Consider the following 17,138-nt stretch of genomic DNA (forward strand, 5'->3'; position numbering starts at 1 on the left):
GGGCATCCAGCACCTGGCCGTCTACGTGGATGACATGGACGCGGCGCTCGCGCGCTTCCAGGCGGCGGGAGGCGAGGTCTTCTCGAGCCCCCACGAACTGCCTGCACTGGAGAAAGGCCCGGGCAACGCCTTCTGCTACGCCCGGGCCCCCTGGGGCACCATCATCGAGTTCATCACCTACCCGTCGCCCCAGCCCTACGAGCAGCAGACCGCGCTGCGGCGCTGGAAACCGCCGGAGCGCGGCTGAACCTCCGTCACAGCGCCGCGCGGACCGCCTTCATCGCGCCGTCGTAGTCCGGCTCGTGCGTCATCTCCGGGACAATCTCCCGGAACACGACCTTGCCCTCACGGTCCACCACGAAGGTGCTGCGCGCGAGCAGCCCCAGCTCCTTCATGTACACGCCGTACTTCTCACCGAACTCGCGGTCCTTGTAGTCCGACAGCGTGGTGACGTTCTGGATGCCCTCGGCGCCGATGAAGCGCCCCAGCGCGAAGGGCAGGTCCAGCGTGACGAACCACACCTTCACGTCCGGCCCCAGCGCCGTGGCTTCCTTGTTGAACGCGCGAAGCTGCGCCGCGCACACCCGCGTGTCCACGCTGGGCGCCACGCTCAACACCACCACGCTGCCCTTCACGTCCGACAGCCGCACGGCGTCGTTGAGCCCCTTGAAGACGGTGAAGTCCGGAGCGGCGTCGCCCACCTTCACCTCGTCCCCCACCAGCGTCACCGGCTGCCCCTTGAACGTGACGATGCCCTTGTGCTCGGCCATGGAATGCCTCCTCCTCCGGAAAGGGGCGCGGACTACTTCACCAGCAACGCCGCGCCAATCAGACCGCTGTCGTCTCCCAACTCCGCGTCCGCGATGAGCAGGCCCTCGCGCGACGTGGTGGAGGACCAGGCGCGCACGCCCTCCTCCACACGACGCCGCAGGCCCGGGCAGTGCCTCAGCACGCCGCCACCCAGCACCAGCCGCGCCGGGTTGAGCATCGTCACCTGGTTGGCCACGGCCAGGGCCAGGAACTGCGCCGCCCGCGCGTAGACTTCGCCGGCCGCCACGTCGCCCGCCTCCGCCGCCTGCTCCAACGTCACCGGGGTGATGCGCGCCGGGTCTCCGCCCGTCAGCCGCGCCACCTCCGGCGCACCACCGCTGGCGAGCAACTCCCGCGTCTGCGCGATGAGGTTGTGGCCACCGGCGTAGGCCTCCAGGCACCCCAGCTCACCACAGCCGCAGCGGCGCCCGCCGGGAACCACCTTGATGTGGCCCAGCTCGCCCGCCACACCGCCACCGCCGTCCACGAGCCGTCCGCCCGCGATGATGGCGCTCCCCACCCCCGAGCCCACGAACACCACCAGCATGTCCTGGGAGCCCCGACCCGCGCCGGCGTGGAATTCGCCCCACGCCGCCGCGGCCAGGTCATTCACCACGCGCACCGGCTGGCCCAGCCGGTCCGTGAGCAGCGCGCCCAGCGGCACGTTGCGCCAGCCCAGATTGGGAGCCACCGACAGCACGCCCGAGTCCTTGTGAATCTGCCCGGCGGCCGCCACACCACACGCGCCCAGCGGCACACCGGCGACCATCACCGCGTCCGAGGCCGCCTGGGCAATGGTCTCCACGACCCCCGAGGGACTGCGCTCCACCAGGGCCACCTTCGAGGAGGCGAGCAGATTGCCAACCTCGTCCACCACGGCGGCACGGGCGAAGGTCCCCCCCAGGTCGATTCCGAGCGTTGGCATGAGCGCGTCCTCTCAGGGCTTCAGCTTGGAAACCAACGCGGCCGCCAGCGCTTCCACTTCCTTCTGGCGCGCCTCGTCCTTGAGCTTCCCGTCCGGGGTGAAGGCATCCGACACGCGGGCCATGTGCACCTGCGTGGGCAGCACGTGCGCCCCCACGGAGGCCATCACCTGCCGCAGGTGCGGCTGCATGCGCGCGGTGCCGAAGACGCCGGGCGTGGCGCCCATCATCGCCACCCACTTCTCCTGGAAGAGCCTGCCGGGCGGGCGGGACACCCAGTCGATGGCGTTCTTCAGGCCTCCCGGAATGGAAGAGTTGTACTCCGGGCTGGCGATGAGCAGGCCCTGGGCCTTGCCCAGCCGCTCGCGCAGCTCCTCCACGGGAGCGGGCAGGGCCTTGGCCTCCACGTCGCCGTCGTAGAGGGGCAGCTCCAGCGTCTTCAGGTCCACCACGTCCACCTCCGCGCCCAGCGAGCGGGCGTGGGCAACGGCGATGGCCAGGAGCTGGCGGTTGAAGCTCCCCGTCCGGAGGCTGCCACTGATGGCGAGGATGCGCGGCGTCGTCATGTCAGCCCCCGACCTCGACCTTGACCTTCTCCACGGTGCCCTCGATGAGGGCCTGGATTTCCTTGAGGCGCTCGGGCGTGTTGGCCTCGAAGCGCAGCACCAGGATGGGCTGCGTGTTGGAGGCACGGATGAGGCCCCAGCCGTCGGGGAACGTCACGCGCACGCCGTCCACGTCGATGATGTCGTGGCCCGCGTCGCGCAGCGTCTCCGTGGCGCGCTTCACCATCTCGAACTTCTTCTCTTCCTTCGTGTCGAAGCGCAGCTCCGGGCTGGCGTACGTCTTCGGCACGTCGGACAGGAGCTCCGACATGGTCGCCTTCTCGTGCGTGAGAATCTCCAGCAGGCGCGCGGTGGAGTAGATGGCATCGTCGAAGCCGAAGTAGCGGTTCTTGAAGAAGATGTGGCCGCTCATCTCTCCTGCCAGCTCCGCCTGCGTCTCCTTCATCTTCGACTTGATGAGCGAGTGCCCGGCCTTCCACATGATGGGCTTGCCGCCGCGCTTCGCGATGTCGTCGTACAGCGTGTAGCTGCACTTCACCTCGCCGACGATGGCCGCGCCCGGGCTCTCCTTCAGCACGTAGCGGCTGAAGAGCACCATCAACTGGTCGCCCCAGAGGATGTTGCCCTGGTCGTCGATGACGCCGATGCGGTCGCTGTCGCCGTCGTAGGCGATGCCCACCTCGGCCTTCTCGCGCTTCACCGCCGCGATGAGGTCCTCCAGGTTCTCCACCACCGTCGGGTCCGGGTGGTGGTTGGGGAACGTCGCGTCCATCTCACAGAACAGGGGCACCACGTCGAAGCCCATGCTCTCGAACAGCGGCACCGCGATGGCGCCGCCCGTGCCGTTGCCGGCGTCGATGACGATGCGCATCCCCTTGCGGCCCACCTTCACCGTCTGGCGGACGAAGTGGTTGTAGGGCGTGATGATGTCGTACGGCGTCACCGTGCCCGGCTTGGGAGACACCTCGAAGTCCCGCGCCTCGATGAGCTTGCGCAGGGCTTGAATCTCGTGGCTGTGGAAGGTCGTCTTCCCCGCGCCAATCTTGAAGCCGTTGTACTCGGGCGGGTTGTGGCTGCCGGTAATCATCGCCAGGCCGTCCACCGGCAGGGTGTTGGCGGCGAAGTACGTCAGCGGCGTGGGGACCACGCCCACGTCGAACACATTGAGGCCCGTGGAGGTGAGGCCCGCGCAGAGCGCGTCCCGGAAGCGGGTGGAGGACTCGCGGCAGTCGCGGCCCACCGCGATGGAGCGCCCGCCCTGGCGACGGATGATGGTGCCCAGGCCCTTGCCCAGCAGCTCCACCACCTCGGTGGTGAGGTCCTTATCGACCAGGCCTCGGATATCGTATTCGCGGAAGATGTGCGCGTTCATGAAGGTGTCCCCGCCCCCGTGACGACGGAGGCATGGCAGAGGGCGGCGGACTCTACACGAGCGCGGGCCAGGGGGGCACCCGACCAGAGGGCGTCCCTGGCCCGTTGGAGGGCCAAGGGGCCGGAAAAGGCCCCCGCACTACGGAAGCAGGGCCGAGGGGGCCATGGCCCCCTCGTGAGGCACGGGGGGCATGGAAGGCGTCAGCCCCTGTGCCCGCTGGCGCAGTTCCTGGTAGTGCCGCAGCCACGACACGTTGAGCGGATCCAACGCCAGCGCGTTCGCGTAGCGAGAGAGGGCGGCGCGCAGGGCCCGCTGCGCCTCCAGCGCGTGTCCCTGGGTGAACAGCGCCCGGGCCCGAGCCTCCGAGCCCGGCCGGGCCGACAGGAAGGCGTGGCGCAGGGGCTCCACCTCCTCGTCCGGCAGCCCTGCTTCCACGCAGCGGGCCAGCCCCGGCAGGTTGCCCCGAACGGCGTCGAAGCCGGCGCGGCTCAGCGGCTCGCCCAGGGTGCTGCGGGCGGACTCCACCCGCCCCCGCAGCGCCTCCAGCGCGCGGCGCTGCCCGGACGGCAGCGGACGGACGCGGAAGCCCTCCAGCCGGCGCAGGGCGGCGCTGGCCCGGCGGCGAATCTCCTCGAAGTCAGCGTCAGGCCGCGCGCCCAGCAGGACATAGGGGTCCTTCGCGGCCTCCGCGGCCCGGGCGAGCAGCCGTGCCAGCTCCCCATCGGGACGCGGCTCCGGCCGGCGCCCCTCCTCCAGCATCCACGCCACCCACTGGCGCAGCGCCGGTGCGGGCTCCGCGAAGTGGATGAACGCGCCCGCGGCCACGCCCCAGGTCCGGGCCTCGTCTCCCGTGACATGGCGGACGACGTCGCCCTCGCACGTCACGGTGCGCCCCGCGAAGGACAGCTCCACGCCCAGGCGCGCGGCCAGCGGCGGCAGTTCGCCATCCCACGCGGCGAAGAAGCCATCCACCGACACGTCGTTGGCCACCACCCGCGTCCAGCCCGCCGCGAGACGCACGCGAACGTCCAACCCCTCGGGCGCGGCGACGCGCGGGGCCGGCGCCTCCAGCACCGGCTCCGCATGGGCCGCCGCCCGCAGCGCCAGGTGCAGCGGCGTGGCACCGTCCTCCGGAATCGCCTGGCCGAAGATGGTGACGTTGCCTTCTGGCACGCGCATCTCCGGCAGCAGCAGGATGGGCGCCTGGGACACGGGCGCTGCGTCCTCGTCGAACGAGATGTCGATGTCCACCAGCAGCTCCACGTCGTCGACCAGCGCCGCCTCGCGCTCCGCCGCGCGGGCACGCGGGTCCATGCAGCGCGCCAGTTCCTCGCGGAACGTGCGGGCATCCGGGAAGCGCTCGGCGGGCCGCGGCGCCAGGGCCCGCAGCAGCACCGCGGACAGCGCGGGTGGCACGCAGGGATTGAGGACATGCGGCTCCGGAGGCGCCAGCTCCCCCGCCCGGCCAATGCCGAAGGGCAGCCGCCCGGTGAGCAGCAGGTAGCCCACCACGCCCAGCGCATACACGTCCGCGCGGCCATCCACGTCCTCGCCGGACCACTGCTCGGGCGCGATGAAGGCCGGCGAGCCCACCACCATGCCTCGAGCCCGCTCCTCGGGAGACAGGCTCGAGCTGAGGATGGCGCTGGCGCCGAAGTCGAGCACCTTCACCCGGCGCTCCCCCCGCGCATCCCGCGTGAGGACCAGGTTGTCCGCGGACAGGTCCCAGTGCATGAGCCCGCGCGCGTGCGCGGCCTCCACGGCCTCCAGCGTCTGCCCCAGCAGCTCCACCGCCTCCACGGGCGCCAGCGGCATGGGGAGACGGGAGAAGGACTCACCGTCGGCGTACTCCATCAGCAGGCACGGCAGACCGCCGGGCCCCGGGCGCGCGTCCAGCACGCGGGCCACGTGAGGGTGGACCAGCTCGCGCAACGCATGCGCCTCCGCGTAGAAGCGGCGCTGCATGGCCGGCTGCGCCGCCAGGTGCGGGTGCAAGACCTTCACCGCGAAGCGGTGCCCCGTGGGGAGATACTCCGTCAGGTACACCGTGCCCAGCGCGCCCGCCCCCAACCAGCGCCGGAAGACGAGCGGCCCGTGCCGCTGCCCTTCCAGGCAGCTCGCCGACACTGCGACGCCGTCATGCACCGCTGGGCAAGACGCCCCGGCCGGATGGTCCACGTCACACCGCATGCAGGCCATACCCCACCACCCTCTGTCGCCCCGGAGCGGGGCAAGCAGTGGTGGCCTTGCAACCGGCGTGCAGAGGCCCCTTGTCCACTCATCGACAGAGCAAGCCCCCAATTGAACGAGGTCACCCGTGAATCAAGGGTTCGCGGCCCGTAATTCTTCCAGGGTGGGAACCGGGCGTTTCTCCAGCGCACCCGGCCCCACCTGGACGCCTACAGGTACTTCGTCAGCTTGCGAGCCTTGAGCGCCTCCACCACCTTGCGCACGTCCTGGCTCTTCTCCTTCGGCACCACGAGCACCGCGTCGCCGGAGTCCACCACCACCATGTCGGTGAGGCCCACCACGGACAGTGGGCGCTTGTCGGCCAGCACCACGCAGTTGTGACAGTCCACCACCACCGCGAGGTTGCCGGACACCACGTTGCCGTTGGCGTCGGCGGGGCGCACCTCGGGAATCGCCGCGAACGAGCCGACATCCGACCAGCCGAAGTCACCCGGCAGCACCGCGATGTTGGAGGCCTTCTCCATGACGCCGTAGTCGATGGAGGTGGAGGGCAGCTTCGGGAACACCTTCTTCAGCACCGCGCCGAAGGTCCGCTTGCCCGCGGCCTTGCGCAGGGCGTCCAGGCCCTTCTGCATCTCCGGCATGTGCTTCGCGAAGGCCTCCAGGATGACGTCCACGCGGAAGACGAAGATGCCGCCGTTCCACAGGTAGTCCCCGGAGGACACGTAGCCGCGCGCCGTCGCCAGGTCGGGCTTCTCCTTGAAGGCCTGCACCTTGCGGCCACCGCCCTCCAGCGCCTCGCCGACCTGGATGTAGCCGTAGCCCGTCTCCGGGCGCGAAGGCTTGATGCCCAGCGTGACGATGTGCCCCGCCTCCGCCAGGTCCGCCGCGTCCGCCAGCGTGCGCTTGAAGCCGGGCACGTCCGCCACGTGGTGGTCGGAAGGCAGCACCACCATGACGCCCTTGGGGTCGCGCGCGGCCACCTGCACCGCCGCCAGGGCGATGGCGGGCGCGGTGTTGCGCGCCACCGGCTCCACCAGGAGGTTCGCCTTGGGCAGCCCCTTCACCAGCTTCGCCGCGGCCTTCGCGTGCAGGGGGCCACAGACGATGAAGGTGTCCTTCACCGAGGCGAGCCCCTTGAGGCGCGCGGACGTGTCGGTGATGAGCGGCAGCTTGGAAGCCAGCGGCAGGAACTGCTTGGGCCGCGCCTGACGGGACAGCGGCCAGAAACGGGTGCCGGAACCTCCGGCCATGATGACGGGGTAGAGGGCCATTGCGGGTGTTGCACTCCTGAAGGCCCCGGACCAAGCCGGCGGCCATGGCGGCGCACCATACCGTTTCAGCCTCGCCGGGAAAGAGGGACTCGCCTGCCCGCCCTCCAGACGGCGAAGCCACGAAGGGAGGTGAGAGTTTTGACCCGCCACCAAAAAGCCAGTCTCATGCCGCGCTGTTGGACTTCCTCAAGGCCAGATCCACCGGGCTGACGCTCATCCTCACCGTCGCACTGGCGTTGGGGCTGTCGCTTGCCCCGGTCCCAGACGCCCTCCGGCCCCTCCCGAGTCTCCAGCGGGGTCCCCTGCCCGAGAAGCTGGTGGCGCTCGTCCTGCCGACCTCGCTGTCGGGCGGTCGCGCCACACGTCCGCCCGGAGAAGTGATGACGGCGGGTGCGGGTGCCGCCAAACGCCCGCCGGCAGAGACGGAAGAGGAGGAGCCCGCCGACGCCGGTGCCCTGGTGGCGGAGCCTTTGCCCGCCGTGCCCACCACGCCGGGCATCGGCCTGGAGGAGCTGAGCGCCCCCACCCTGGCCCGCGCGAAGGACCTGGAGGCCCTGCGCGAGCGCATGGGCTCCCAGCACGTGGACATCGAGCTGAACTGCCGCAAGGCGGGGCCGGACGGGAGCTGCCTGGAGGACGGACTGGCGCCCTACACCCGGGCCCTGGCCGAGCTGCGCGAGGACGCCCGGCGCACGCCGGTGCGCGTGGTGCACCTGGGCGACTCGCTGGTCGCCTCCGACCACATCACGGATTTGGTGCGCGACCGGCTCCAGGAGCGCTTCGGCGCGGGCGGCAAGGGCTTCCTCTTCATCACCCGCCCCGCCAGCGCGGGCCGCTGGACGCGCTCGGGCCGAGGCTCGGACGGCTGGGAAATCGAGCGGCTGGTGGACTCCAAGTGGCCCCGCGACCGGGTGGGCTGGACCGGCGTGGCCTTCAGCTCGGAGAAGGGCTCCCAGAGCACGCGTTATGACGTGGAGGGCTCGCGCGTGGCGGAGCTCTTCTTCCTGGCGCAGCCCGCCAGTGGCTCCGTGCAGTTCTCCGTGGACGGCAAGCCGCTCCAGCGCATCCACACGCGAGGCTTCTCCAAGAACAAGTCGGAGGCGGCCTTCGCCCGCGTGACCCTGCCGCAGGGCGCGAAGTCGCTGACGCTCACCACGTCCGGCAAGGTGGAGCTGCACGGCATGACGCTGGAGTCGGGCGCGCCGGGCGTCGTCTACGACACGGTGGGCCTGCTGGGCGGCATGGCGGAGGTGTACCTGCGCGCCCAGCCCGCCGCCTTCCGCGCGCAGCTGCGCCAGCGCAAGCCGTCCCTGGTGGTGATGATGGTGGGCGGCAACGAGGCCTTCTTCTACTCGCGAGACCGCACCACGCTGGACGAGGTGCGCGCGCAGATAAAGGAGTTGATGTCTCGCGTGCGCAGCAACGTGCCGAACGCCGCGTGCCTGCTGATGGCCCCCATCGACGCGGGTGTGCGCACCATGAGCGGCGAGGTGGTGTCACGCCGGGGCACCCAGGAGATTGGCGCCATCTACCGCGAGGAGGCCCGCGCGGCCGGCTGCGCGTTCTGGGACGCCTATGCCGCCATGGGCGGCGAGGGCTCCGCGCTGCGCTGGCTCGAGGAAGGGCTGATGCTGGACGACCTCGTCCACCCGCGCGCCCGGGGCTCGGACTTGCTGGGCCACCTCTTCGACCTGTCCCTTCAGCGTGCGTTCGCGAAGAGCCGGGCGCCGCTGGTGGCCGCGGTGGACCCGGCCGGACTGCAGAACGCGGACACCGCGCTGGTGCGCACGTTCGACAAGCTGAAGCGCCGCGAGGCGGGCGAGGCCCTTCGCGTGGGCGTCGCGCAGTTGGGCGGTTCGCACACCGCGTCGCACTACTTCACGGACGCGGTGCGCGAGGTGCTGACGAAGCGCTTCGGCGCCGCGGGCCGGGGCTTCATCGCCGCCGGCAAGGCCTCTCCCCGTCTGGAGCCCGCGGGCGTGACGCGCGCGCTGGAGGGGGACTGGACCATCGAGGACGCCGCCGAGGACGCGCCCCCCGGCGGCCTGTGGGGGCTGACGGGCATCCGCGCCGTGGGCGGTCCGGGCGCGAAGCTGCGCATCCAGTTCTGCAAGGACTGCCCGGAGGCGAAGGCGACCTCGGGCCGGTTGGATTTGTACGCGCTGGACGCGCCGGACGTGCGCGCGCCGGACATCGCGATTGACGGCGAGCTGCTGCCGCCGGACGCGCCTCCGCCGGAGCCGTTGACCGCGCCCACCGTGCGCATCCGCTCGTTCCCCGTCACGGGGTCCTCGCACACCGTGGAGGTGGCGGCGCCGAAGGACGGCAACGTCACGGTGCTGGGGGCGTCCCTGGAATACGACACGCCGGGCGTCGTGTACGACGCGCTGGGCCTTCCCGGTGCCACGGCCTCGACATTGGGGGCCATGGACGCGGCGTCGGTGGACGCGCAGTTGGCGTCGCGGCGGCTGGACCTGCTCGTGTTCTGGTACGGCACCAACGAGGCGGGCCGGCCGGACCTGGACGCCTCGGCGCTGCGCCGGGACTACACGGAACTGCTGACGCGGCTGCGCAAGGCCACCAACGCGGAGTGCCTGGTGATGGGCCCCACGGACCGGCTCACGCAGGACGCCAACGGCCGGTGGAGCGAGGCGCCCTCGCTGGCGTCAGTGCTGAACACGCTGCCGCAGGTGGCGAAGGACGCGGGGTGCGCGTACTGGTCGACGCGCGCGGCCATGGGCGGAGAGCGCTCCATGCTGCGCTGGCAGCGCACGCAGCCCGCGCTGGGCCACGCGGACGGCATCCACCTGACACCTGAAGGCTACGCGCGGCTGGCGGGGGCCTTCTCCCGGGAGCTGCTCACGGCGTACGAGGCCCACAAGAAGGCAGGCCCCACCGCGCGCGTGGAGGACAACTGACGTGCTGTCGCACAGCGTCCAGTACCTCATCTTCGTCATCGAGGTGTTCGCCCTGTACTGGGCGGTGCACCGGCACTACTGGCCGCGCATCGGCGTGCTGCTGGTGGCCAGCCTCCTGTTCTACGCGGTCTTCACGCCCTTTCCCATCCTCATCTTCCTGGTGGGCGTCACGGTGGACCACCTGTGCGTGAAGGGCATGGCCCGCGCGCAGACACAGGGGGTCCGCAAGGCGCTCGTCACGGTGTCGGTCGTCTCCAACCTGAGCCTGCTCGCGGGCTTCAAGTACCTGGAGATGCTGCGGCAGACGCTGCTGTCACTGCTGGCGCCGTGGGGCATTGAGGTCCGCGCCGAGCCCTTCAACCTGCTGATGCCGGTGGGCCTGTCCTTCTTCGTCTTCCAGGCCATCAGCTACACGGTGGACGTGTACCGGCAGAAGGCGAGCGCGGAGCACTCGTTCATCGAGCACCTGCTGTACCTGCTCTTCTTCCCGCGCGTGGTGAGTGGCCCCATCGTCCGGGCGTCGGAGCTGATGGTGCAATTCCGCCAGACGCCGACCCTCACGCCCGAGGCCGGTGGCCACGCCCTCTTCCGCATCGCGGTGGGTCTGGTGAAGAAGCTGGTCATCGCGGACGTGCTGGGCGCGGGACTGGTGGACCCCGTCTTCGCCGCGCCGGAGAAGTACGCCTCTGCGGAGTGCATCGTCGCGGCGGTGGCCTACACCTTCGAGCTCTACTACGACTTCTCGGGGTACTCGGACATCGCGATTGGCGTGGCGGCGCTGTTCGGCTTCAAGTTCCCGGAGAACTTCAACCGCCCGTACCTGGCGAAGAACATCGGCGAGTTCTGGAACCGATGGCACCTGAGCCTGTCCACGTGGCTGCGCGACTACCTGTACCGGCCCATGGGCGGCAACCGCGTGTCGAAGCCACGCGTGCTGTTCAACCTGATGACGGTGATGGTGCTGGGCGGCCTGTGGCACGGCGCGGACTGGCGCTTCGCGGTCTGGGGCGCGGTGCACGGCGTGGCGCTGTGTGTGTCCCGCTGCTGGGAGTGGTCGGTGGGCAAGCCCGAGTCCCCGGGCATCCCCCGCGTGGCGCTGGGCATGTTGACGACGTTCACCATCGTCGTGCTGACACGCGTGGTGTTCCGGGCCGCGGACATGGCGCACGCGGGCGAGTTCTACGAACGGATGATGGCGGGCGTGCCCGGCATCGCCAACGTGAGCCCGCTGGTGTGGGCCATGCTGGCCGCGGCGGTCTTCTTCCATGCCGTGCCGATGAAGCTCTACACGGTGTCGTCGGACCTCTTCGTCCGCATGCCCATGCCGGTGCGCGCAGCGGTGCTGGTGGTGCTCGGCCTGGGCATCCGCCACCTGTCCGCCGTGGAGACGCGGCCGTATGTGTACCTCCAGTTCTAGGCGGGCGTAGGGGCTGTCGGGTCCCAGCCCCCCAAGCCCTCGCAGGCGTCTTGCCGCCGGGCATGAGCGTTCCCAGTCTCTGGGGGGCAGCCCCGTCGCCGGAGCCGGGAAGCAGGCCCAGTCACCGTGCTCGGTCGGACTGAGCGCACTGGCTCAGGGCCAGTGCCGTGGCGGAGGTACTGCGCATGGCGGGCATCCAGGCACTCCCCCGCACAGCCCTGGGACGTGGGGTCCCCAGGTTCGGTCCTCCGCGAGATGCACCGCCGCTCCGTTGGTGGCTGCGGCATCGGCTGTGGCTCACGCCCGTGGTGGGCGCGGTGGTTGGGGCATGCCTGGGCGTGGTGTTCGTGGAGCCCCCTGTGTTCGCGGCAAGGGTTCTGCGCGGCGTCGCCTGGCAGGCCACTTCCTCGGAGGCGCGGGACATGCTCTCCACCGTGCTGGGGATTGCGCTGACGTCCTTGAGCATCGTCCTGTCCCTCTCCATGCTCGTGGTGCAGAACGCCGCTGGGCAGTTCTCGCCGCGACTGCTGCGCCACTTCGTGCACGGCGCGGGTATCCGCGTGGTCATCCCGGTGTTCGTCGCCACGAGCGTCTTCTGCCTCGTGGCCACCCACGAGTTCGGGTTCGTGGCGGGCGCCGAGCGCGCGCCGCGCCCGGCGCTCAGTCTGGCCATGTTGCTGCTCGTCGTATGTGAGGGCGCGCTCGTCTTCCATGTGCTCCATACGCTCCAGTCCATGCGCGTGGAGAACATCGTCCAGCGGGTGCGCGTGGACACGCTGCGCGTCGCGCGCAGGCTGGAGCGATTGCGCGCAGGGGACATGGAGGCGCCGGCCGAGGTGCCGGCGCCCACGGGCGAGCGGTGGCCGCTTCGGGCCGAACGGAACGGCTTCGTCGTCGCCGTGGATGCGCGGCCCCTGCTGGAGGTGACGACGGCGCGGAGGCTCGTCGTCCACCTGGAGCGGGCCATCGGAGAGCCGGTGATTCAAGGCGGCGAGGTGGGCTGGTTCGCGTCGGATGACCGCCTCTCCCCTGCTTCGTGCGAGGTGGCCGAGGCCCTCCTGCTCCGGGCCATCCACACGGACCGCTGGCGGGACGAGGACGTGGACGTCGCGTTGGGCGTGCGCCAGTTGGTGGACGTGGCCGTCAAGGCGCTGTCGCCGGGCATCAACGACCCCTACACCGTGGTGGAGGCGCTGGACCAGCTCACCTTCTTGATGTGCGAGCTGAGCCAGTTGCGGCTGGGCCCCCGCGTGGTGCCAGACATGTCCGGGCGCCCTCGCGTCTTCCTTCGCGCGCTGTCGCTGCGCGACTACCTGGACCTGGTCACGGACCAGACGCTTCGCTACGGCGCCACCGAACCCGCTGTCGTGCTCCGGTTGCTGCGGCTGGCGGGAGCCGTGGGCCAGCACGCGCGGCAGGCAGAGGCGCGCCGGACGGCTCGGGAGACCCTGCACCGCGTCCTCGCTGCCACGGAGCAGGGTCAGAAGGACGCCTCGTGGCTCGCGGGCATCCGCCGTTACGCGGAGTCGCTGGAGCAGGCGCTGGAGGGGAAGCCCCTGCCTCCGCTGCCCGCGATTGGGTTCTGAGGGGTCACCCGGCGGCGCGCCGCGCGCTCGGGTACACGCTTCAGTGCGGCCCCGGCCGCGCGTCTCCCAGCGCGGACTCGGCCCGGCCCAGGCGCCGGCTCAACGTCTGGAGCCGCTCGCGGTCAGCGCCTTCGTCCGCGTCGAGCGTGGTGCTGGCCTCGTCCACCAGCATGCGCAGCCGTCGCAAGCCGTCACGCACCAACCCCTGTGCCTCGGGTGTCACCGCCGGGGCGCGGGCCAGGTGCTCCACCACGGCATCCAGGACCTGCGCGTAGAGGTGCTCCGCGCCCACCTTCGCCGTCACCCCGGTGCGCTCCAGCATCCGGCCCGTGGGAGCCATCACCCGCGTCAGCATCAACGTCACCCGCCGACGGGCCAGGTCATCGTGGAGCGCCGCGAGCATGTCCGCGCCAGGGACGTCCAGGTCCGCCGTCACCTCCATGTCCAACAGCACCGCGTGCAGGGAAGGCCCGGCATGTCGCACCCGCGTCATGACTTCGTCCCGCAGCGCCGTGGCGTTGGCGAAGAAAATGCCCTCGTTGGGGCGGAGGATGAGCATGCCCGGAACGGTCAACGGGCGCGGCGTGTGCCGCACGTCGCCGAAGGCCAGCGTTCCCGGGACACGGCCCAGCTCGCTCAGTCGCGGCACGCTGGCGCGGTACACCGTGAGGAAGAGCGACACGCCCACCGCCACCAGCAGGCCCGGCAGGACGTCCAGGGCGAGCACGCCGACGAGCGCCACGAGCGCCCCCGAGGAAGTCGGCCCGCCGCATCCGGTGCAGACGCCGCATCTCCCGCACGTCCATCATTCCCGAGACGGCGACCACCACGATGGCGCCCAGCGTGGCCTCGGGCAGCAGGCGGAAGAGGGGCGTGAGGAACAGGGCGACCAGCAGCGTGAAGCCCGCGGCCAGCATCGCTGAGACCTCGGTGCGGGCCCCTGCGGCGTCATTGGCCGCGGACTTGGACAGGCTGCAACCAATGGAGAACCCCTGGAAGAGTCCGGCGCCCATGTTGGCGGCGCCCAGACCGACCAGCTCACGGTTGGCATCCACTTCGTAACCGTGACGCGCGGCGAGCATTCGCGCGGGGCCAATGGCTTCGGCGAAGGCCACCAATGCGATTCCGCTCGCGCCGGGCAGGAGGCGCAGCAAATCCCCGAGCCCCACGTCCGGCACCAGGGGTGGAACGAGCCCCGCCTGCACCTTGCCCACCACGCTCACCCCACGCGCGTCCAGGCCGAGCAGCGCCGTCACCACGATGGACAGCGCCAGCACCACCAGCGCCGCGGGCAGCCGCTTCGACACGCGGTCCAACGCCAGCAACATGATGAGGCTGCCAGCCCCCACGAGCAGCGTGACCAGGTGCGTGCTGCCCAGGTGCGTGACGAGGAACCACAGCCGCTCGAAGAAGTTGCCGTCGCCTCCCTTGACGCCAAAGAGCTTGGGGACCTGCTTGATGGCGATGATGAGCGCGAGGCCGAAGACGAAGCCGGTGAGGACGGAGGCGGAGAAGAACTGCGCGATTCGCCCCAGCCGCAGCACGCCCGCCAGCAGCGAGATGAGCCCCGCCATCAAAGCCAGGGTCGCCGTGAGGACGACGAAGCGGGGTGAGCCCGCCTGTGCCAGCGCGCCCACGGTCGCGGCGGACAGCACCGCCACCGCTGCGGACACGGCCACGATGAGCTGGCGCGAGCTGCCGAAGAGCGCGTAGAGCACCAGCCCCGCGGGGGCCGCGTAGAAGGCGGCCGTCGGGGGCAGGCCCGCCAGCTCCGCGTAGGCCATGCCTTCTGGGATGAGGAGGGCTGTCACGGTGAGCGCCCCCACCGTGTCCCGCTTCAGCCACGTGGCGCGGTAGCCACGGACCGACTCGAGAAAGGGGACGGCGCGCGAGAGCCAGGAGGCCGCGGACCTGGTGGCGGACGTTGGCATCAGGATGCTCCTCCCAGGACGGGCCTCGCCCCGGAGCGGAGAGCGCGTGCGCCCGTTGCTGGCGCTTGCGCGACCGGCCGGCACAAGCGGCCCCGCCGTCGATGGTGTCTCCGAGCTAGGGATGGGGACGGTGTTCCGGGCGCGCAATTCGCCCAGGGGCATGCGGCCATGCCAGGAGCCGCCCGTGCGAGGACCTTGCGTTGCGAAGCGGCCCCAGCGTTCACAGCGTGTCACGGGGCACCAGCGCGAGGGGATAGGCGGTGAGCGACCTGGTGGCGCGGACATGGCGGGCGGTGCAGCGAGGCCTGCCGGGCCTGCGGCAGGCACGCGACTATCAGCGCCGCTGGTTCCGGGCGGACCTGCTCTCGGCGCTCACCATTGGCGCGATGCTCATCCCCCAGGGCCTGGCCTACGCGCAGCTCGTGGGCGTGCGTCCGGCAGCGGGCCTCTACGCGGGCGTGGCGGGAATGCTGGCCTATGCGCTGTTCGGGCCCTCGCGGCACCTCATCATCGGACCCGAGGCGGGGGCCGCCATCCTCACCGCCGCGGCGCTCGCGCCGGTGGCGGCGGGGGCGGACGCCGCGCGCTACGCATCCCTGGCGGCACTGCTCGCGCTGCTGGTCGGCGTGCTGAGCCTGCTCGGAGGGCTGCTCAAGGTGGGCGCGCTCGCGGACTTCCTGTCCAAGCCCATCCTCATCGGCTACATCAATGGCGCGGCGCTCATCATCATCGGCAGCCAGCTCGCGCGGCTCTTCGGGATGGAGCGCCAGTCCGACACGTTCTCGGGTCAGGTGTTCGAGGTCGCCACCCACCTCGAACGGACCCACGTCCCGACGCTCCTGCTGGGGCTGGGCGTCATCACCACGCTCATCCTGCTGCGGCAACTGCTGCCCAAGGCGCCCGGTCCGCTCATCCTGGTGGTCCTCACCACGGTGGCGGGGGGGCTGTTCCAGTTGGAGCATGGGGGCATCAAGGTCGTGGGCCCGCTCGCCGCCGAGCCCCCCGCTCCAGGCCTGCCGTCCCTGCGCTTCGAGGACGTGCGGTCGCTGATCCCCGCCGCCTTCAGCCTGGCGCTCGTCAACTACGCCAGCTCCGTGCTGACGGGCCGATTCTACGCCGACAGGTTCCGCTACCGGCTGGACAGCAACCAGGAGTTCCTCGGGCAGGCCGCCGCCAACCTCGCCAATGCGTTCAGCCAGGGGTTCCCCGTGACGGGGAGCGACTCGCGCACGGCCGTCAACGTCTCCATGGGGGGGCGGACCCAGCTCGTGGGGGTGCTCGCCGCTGGGGTGGTGCTGGTGTTCGCCCTGTTCCTCACGCCCCTGCTGCATGACTTGCCCATGGTGACGCTGGGCGCCATCGTCTTCGTGGCCGCGGTGTACCTGCTGGAGTTCCGAGCCATCATCGACCTGTGGCGCGTGCGGCGCGTGGAGGCGGTGCTCGCGTGCGTGACGATGGTGGGGGTGCTGGTGTTGGGCATCCTCCAAGGCATCCTCGTCGCGGTGGCGCTGGCGCTCGCGGACCTCATCCGCCGGGCCGCCAGGCCCCACGACGCGGTGCTTGGCGAGCGCGAGGGCGTGCCCGGCTACCACGACATCGAGCGGTTCGAGAACGCCGAGACGGTGCCCGGGCTCGTCATCTACCGCTTCGATGCGCCGCTGTTCTTCGCCAACGCGCGCCACCTGCGGGAGCAGGCCCGGGCCTTGGTCTCCAGCGCGGATGCGCCCGTGCGGTGGTTCGTGCTTGATGCGTCCGCCGTGTTCGACATGGACGTCACCGCTGCCGATGGCCTGGAGAAGCTGCGCCGTGAGTTCGAGGAAGAGGGCGTGGTGCTGGGCATCGCCGAGGCCCGGGCGCCGCTGCGCGCGCTGCTGCGGCGTACCGGCCTGCTGGAGCGGCTGGGCCCGGAGAATGTGCATGCCACCGTAGGGGCGGCGGTGCACCACTTCCTGATGGACGCCGGCGCGAGGCACACCCGTGACGATGAACCTCCGGCGCTGCCGCCCGTGCATTGAGCAGGGGGTCGAGCCCCCCGCTCCAGGCCTGCCGTCCCTGCGCTTCGAGGACGTGCGGTCGCTGATCCCCGCCGCCTTCAGCCTGGCGCTCGTCAACTACGCCAGCTCCGTGCTGACGGGCCGATTCTACGCCGAC

The 17,138-nt window shown here is 71.0% G+C and carries 11 protein-coding genes and 2 pseudogenes; 5 read left to right on the forward strand and 8 right to left on the reverse strand.

What is annotated here, in order from left to right; translation table 11 throughout:
* Positions 1-247, forward strand: a pseudogene (locus FL344_RS35285) (VOC family protein); the annotation flags it as partial.
* Between the two features lie 7 nt (positions 248-254).
* Here the strand turns inward: FL344_RS35285 and tpx are convergent.
* The 6 genes from tpx to FL344_RS35315 all read right to left on the reverse strand — a co-directional run bounded on the left by tpx (position 255) and on the right by FL344_RS35315 (position 7,135).
* Entirely contained in the window at positions 255-770 is a 516-nt protein-coding gene (gene tpx / locus FL344_RS35290; protein ID WP_141593691.1) for a thiol peroxidase, read from the reverse strand.
* Positions 771-802: 32 nt separating this feature from the next.
* Positions 803-1,735 (reverse strand): ROK family protein, encoded by a 933-nt coding sequence (locus FL344_RS35295; RefSeq protein ID WP_141621620.1) that lies wholly within the window; start codon positions 1,733-1,735, stop codon positions 803-805.
* Positions 1,736-1,747: 12 nt separating this feature from the next.
* The gene (locus tag FL344_RS35300; protein WP_090488362.1) at positions 1,748-2,299 is read right to left on the reverse strand and encodes an NADPH-dependent FMN reductase; all 552 of its coding nucleotides are present in this window, start codon (positions 2,297-2,299) and stop codon (positions 1,748-1,750) included.
* Position 2,300: 1 nt separating this feature from the next.
* Positions 2,301-3,671, reverse strand: coding sequence for a phosphomannomutase/phosphoglucomutase (locus FL344_RS35305; protein WP_011556430.1), 1,371 nt, complete (start codon positions 3,669-3,671; stop codon positions 2,301-2,303).
* A 138-nt stretch (positions 3,672-3,809) separates the two neighbouring features.
* Positions 3,810-5,798 (reverse strand): serine/threonine-protein kinase, encoded by a 1,989-nt coding sequence (locus FL344_RS35310; protein WP_228565603.1) that lies wholly within the window; start codon positions 5,796-5,798, stop codon positions 3,810-3,812.
* A 272-nt stretch (positions 5,799-6,070) separates the two neighbouring features.
* Positions 6,071-7,135 carry a mannose-1-phosphate guanylyltransferase gene (locus FL344_RS35315; protein WP_141621622.1) on the reverse strand — a complete coding sequence of 355 codons (1,065 nt, stop codon included), beginning with the start codon at positions 7,133-7,135 and terminating at the stop codon, positions 6,071-6,073.
* Positions 7,136-7,179: 44 nt separating this feature from the next.
* On the opposite strand from FL344_RS35315, the gene FL344_RS35320 reads away from it, so the two are divergent.
* The 3 genes from FL344_RS35320 to FL344_RS35330 all read left to right on the forward strand — a co-directional run bounded on the left by FL344_RS35320 (position 7,180) and on the right by FL344_RS35330 (position 13,056).
* Positions 7,180-10,053, forward strand: coding sequence for a GDSL-type esterase/lipase family protein (locus tag FL344_RS35320; RefSeq protein ID WP_141621623.1), 2,874 nt, complete (start codon positions 7,180-7,182; stop codon positions 10,051-10,053).
* Between the two features lies 1 nt (position 10,054).
* Positions 10,055-11,470: an MBOAT family protein gene (locus FL344_RS35325; RefSeq protein WP_141621624.1), complete on the forward strand. Its 1,416-nt coding sequence runs from the start codon at positions 10,055-10,057 to the stop codon at positions 11,468-11,470.
* Between the two features lie 167 nt (positions 11,471-11,637).
* Positions 11,638-13,056 carry a DUF2254 domain-containing protein gene (locus FL344_RS35330; protein ID WP_141621625.1) on the forward strand — a complete coding sequence of 473 codons (1,419 nt, stop codon included), beginning with the start codon at positions 11,638-11,640 and terminating at the stop codon, positions 13,054-13,056.
* 40 nt (positions 13,057-13,096) lie between these two features.
* Here the strand turns inward: FL344_RS35330 and FL344_RS39550 are convergent, their stop codons facing one another.
* Positions 13,097-13,615, reverse strand: a complete 519-nt coding sequence (locus tag FL344_RS39550) for a sodium-independent anion transporter (protein WP_228565604.1) — start codon at positions 13,613-13,615, stop codon at positions 13,097-13,099.
* A gap of 253 nt (positions 13,616-13,868) precedes the next feature.
* A pseudogene (locus FL344_RS39555) lies at positions 13,869-15,272 on the reverse strand (SulP family inorganic anion transporter); the annotation flags it as partial.
* On the opposite strand from FL344_RS39555, the gene FL344_RS35340 reads away from it, so the two are divergent.
* Entirely contained in the window at positions 15,248-17,002 is a 1,755-nt protein-coding gene (locus FL344_RS35340) for a SulP family inorganic anion transporter (protein ID WP_141621626.1), read from the forward strand. The pseudogene FL344_RS39555 and the gene FL344_RS35340 overlap by 25 nt on opposite strands.
* Positions 17,003-17,138 lie beyond the last annotated feature (136 nt).

The organism is Myxococcus sp. AB036A (assembly GCF_006547355.1).
In the GTDB taxonomy this organism is placed as follows: domain Bacteria; phylum Myxococcota; class Myxococcia; order Myxococcales; family Myxococcaceae; genus Myxococcus; species Myxococcus virescens.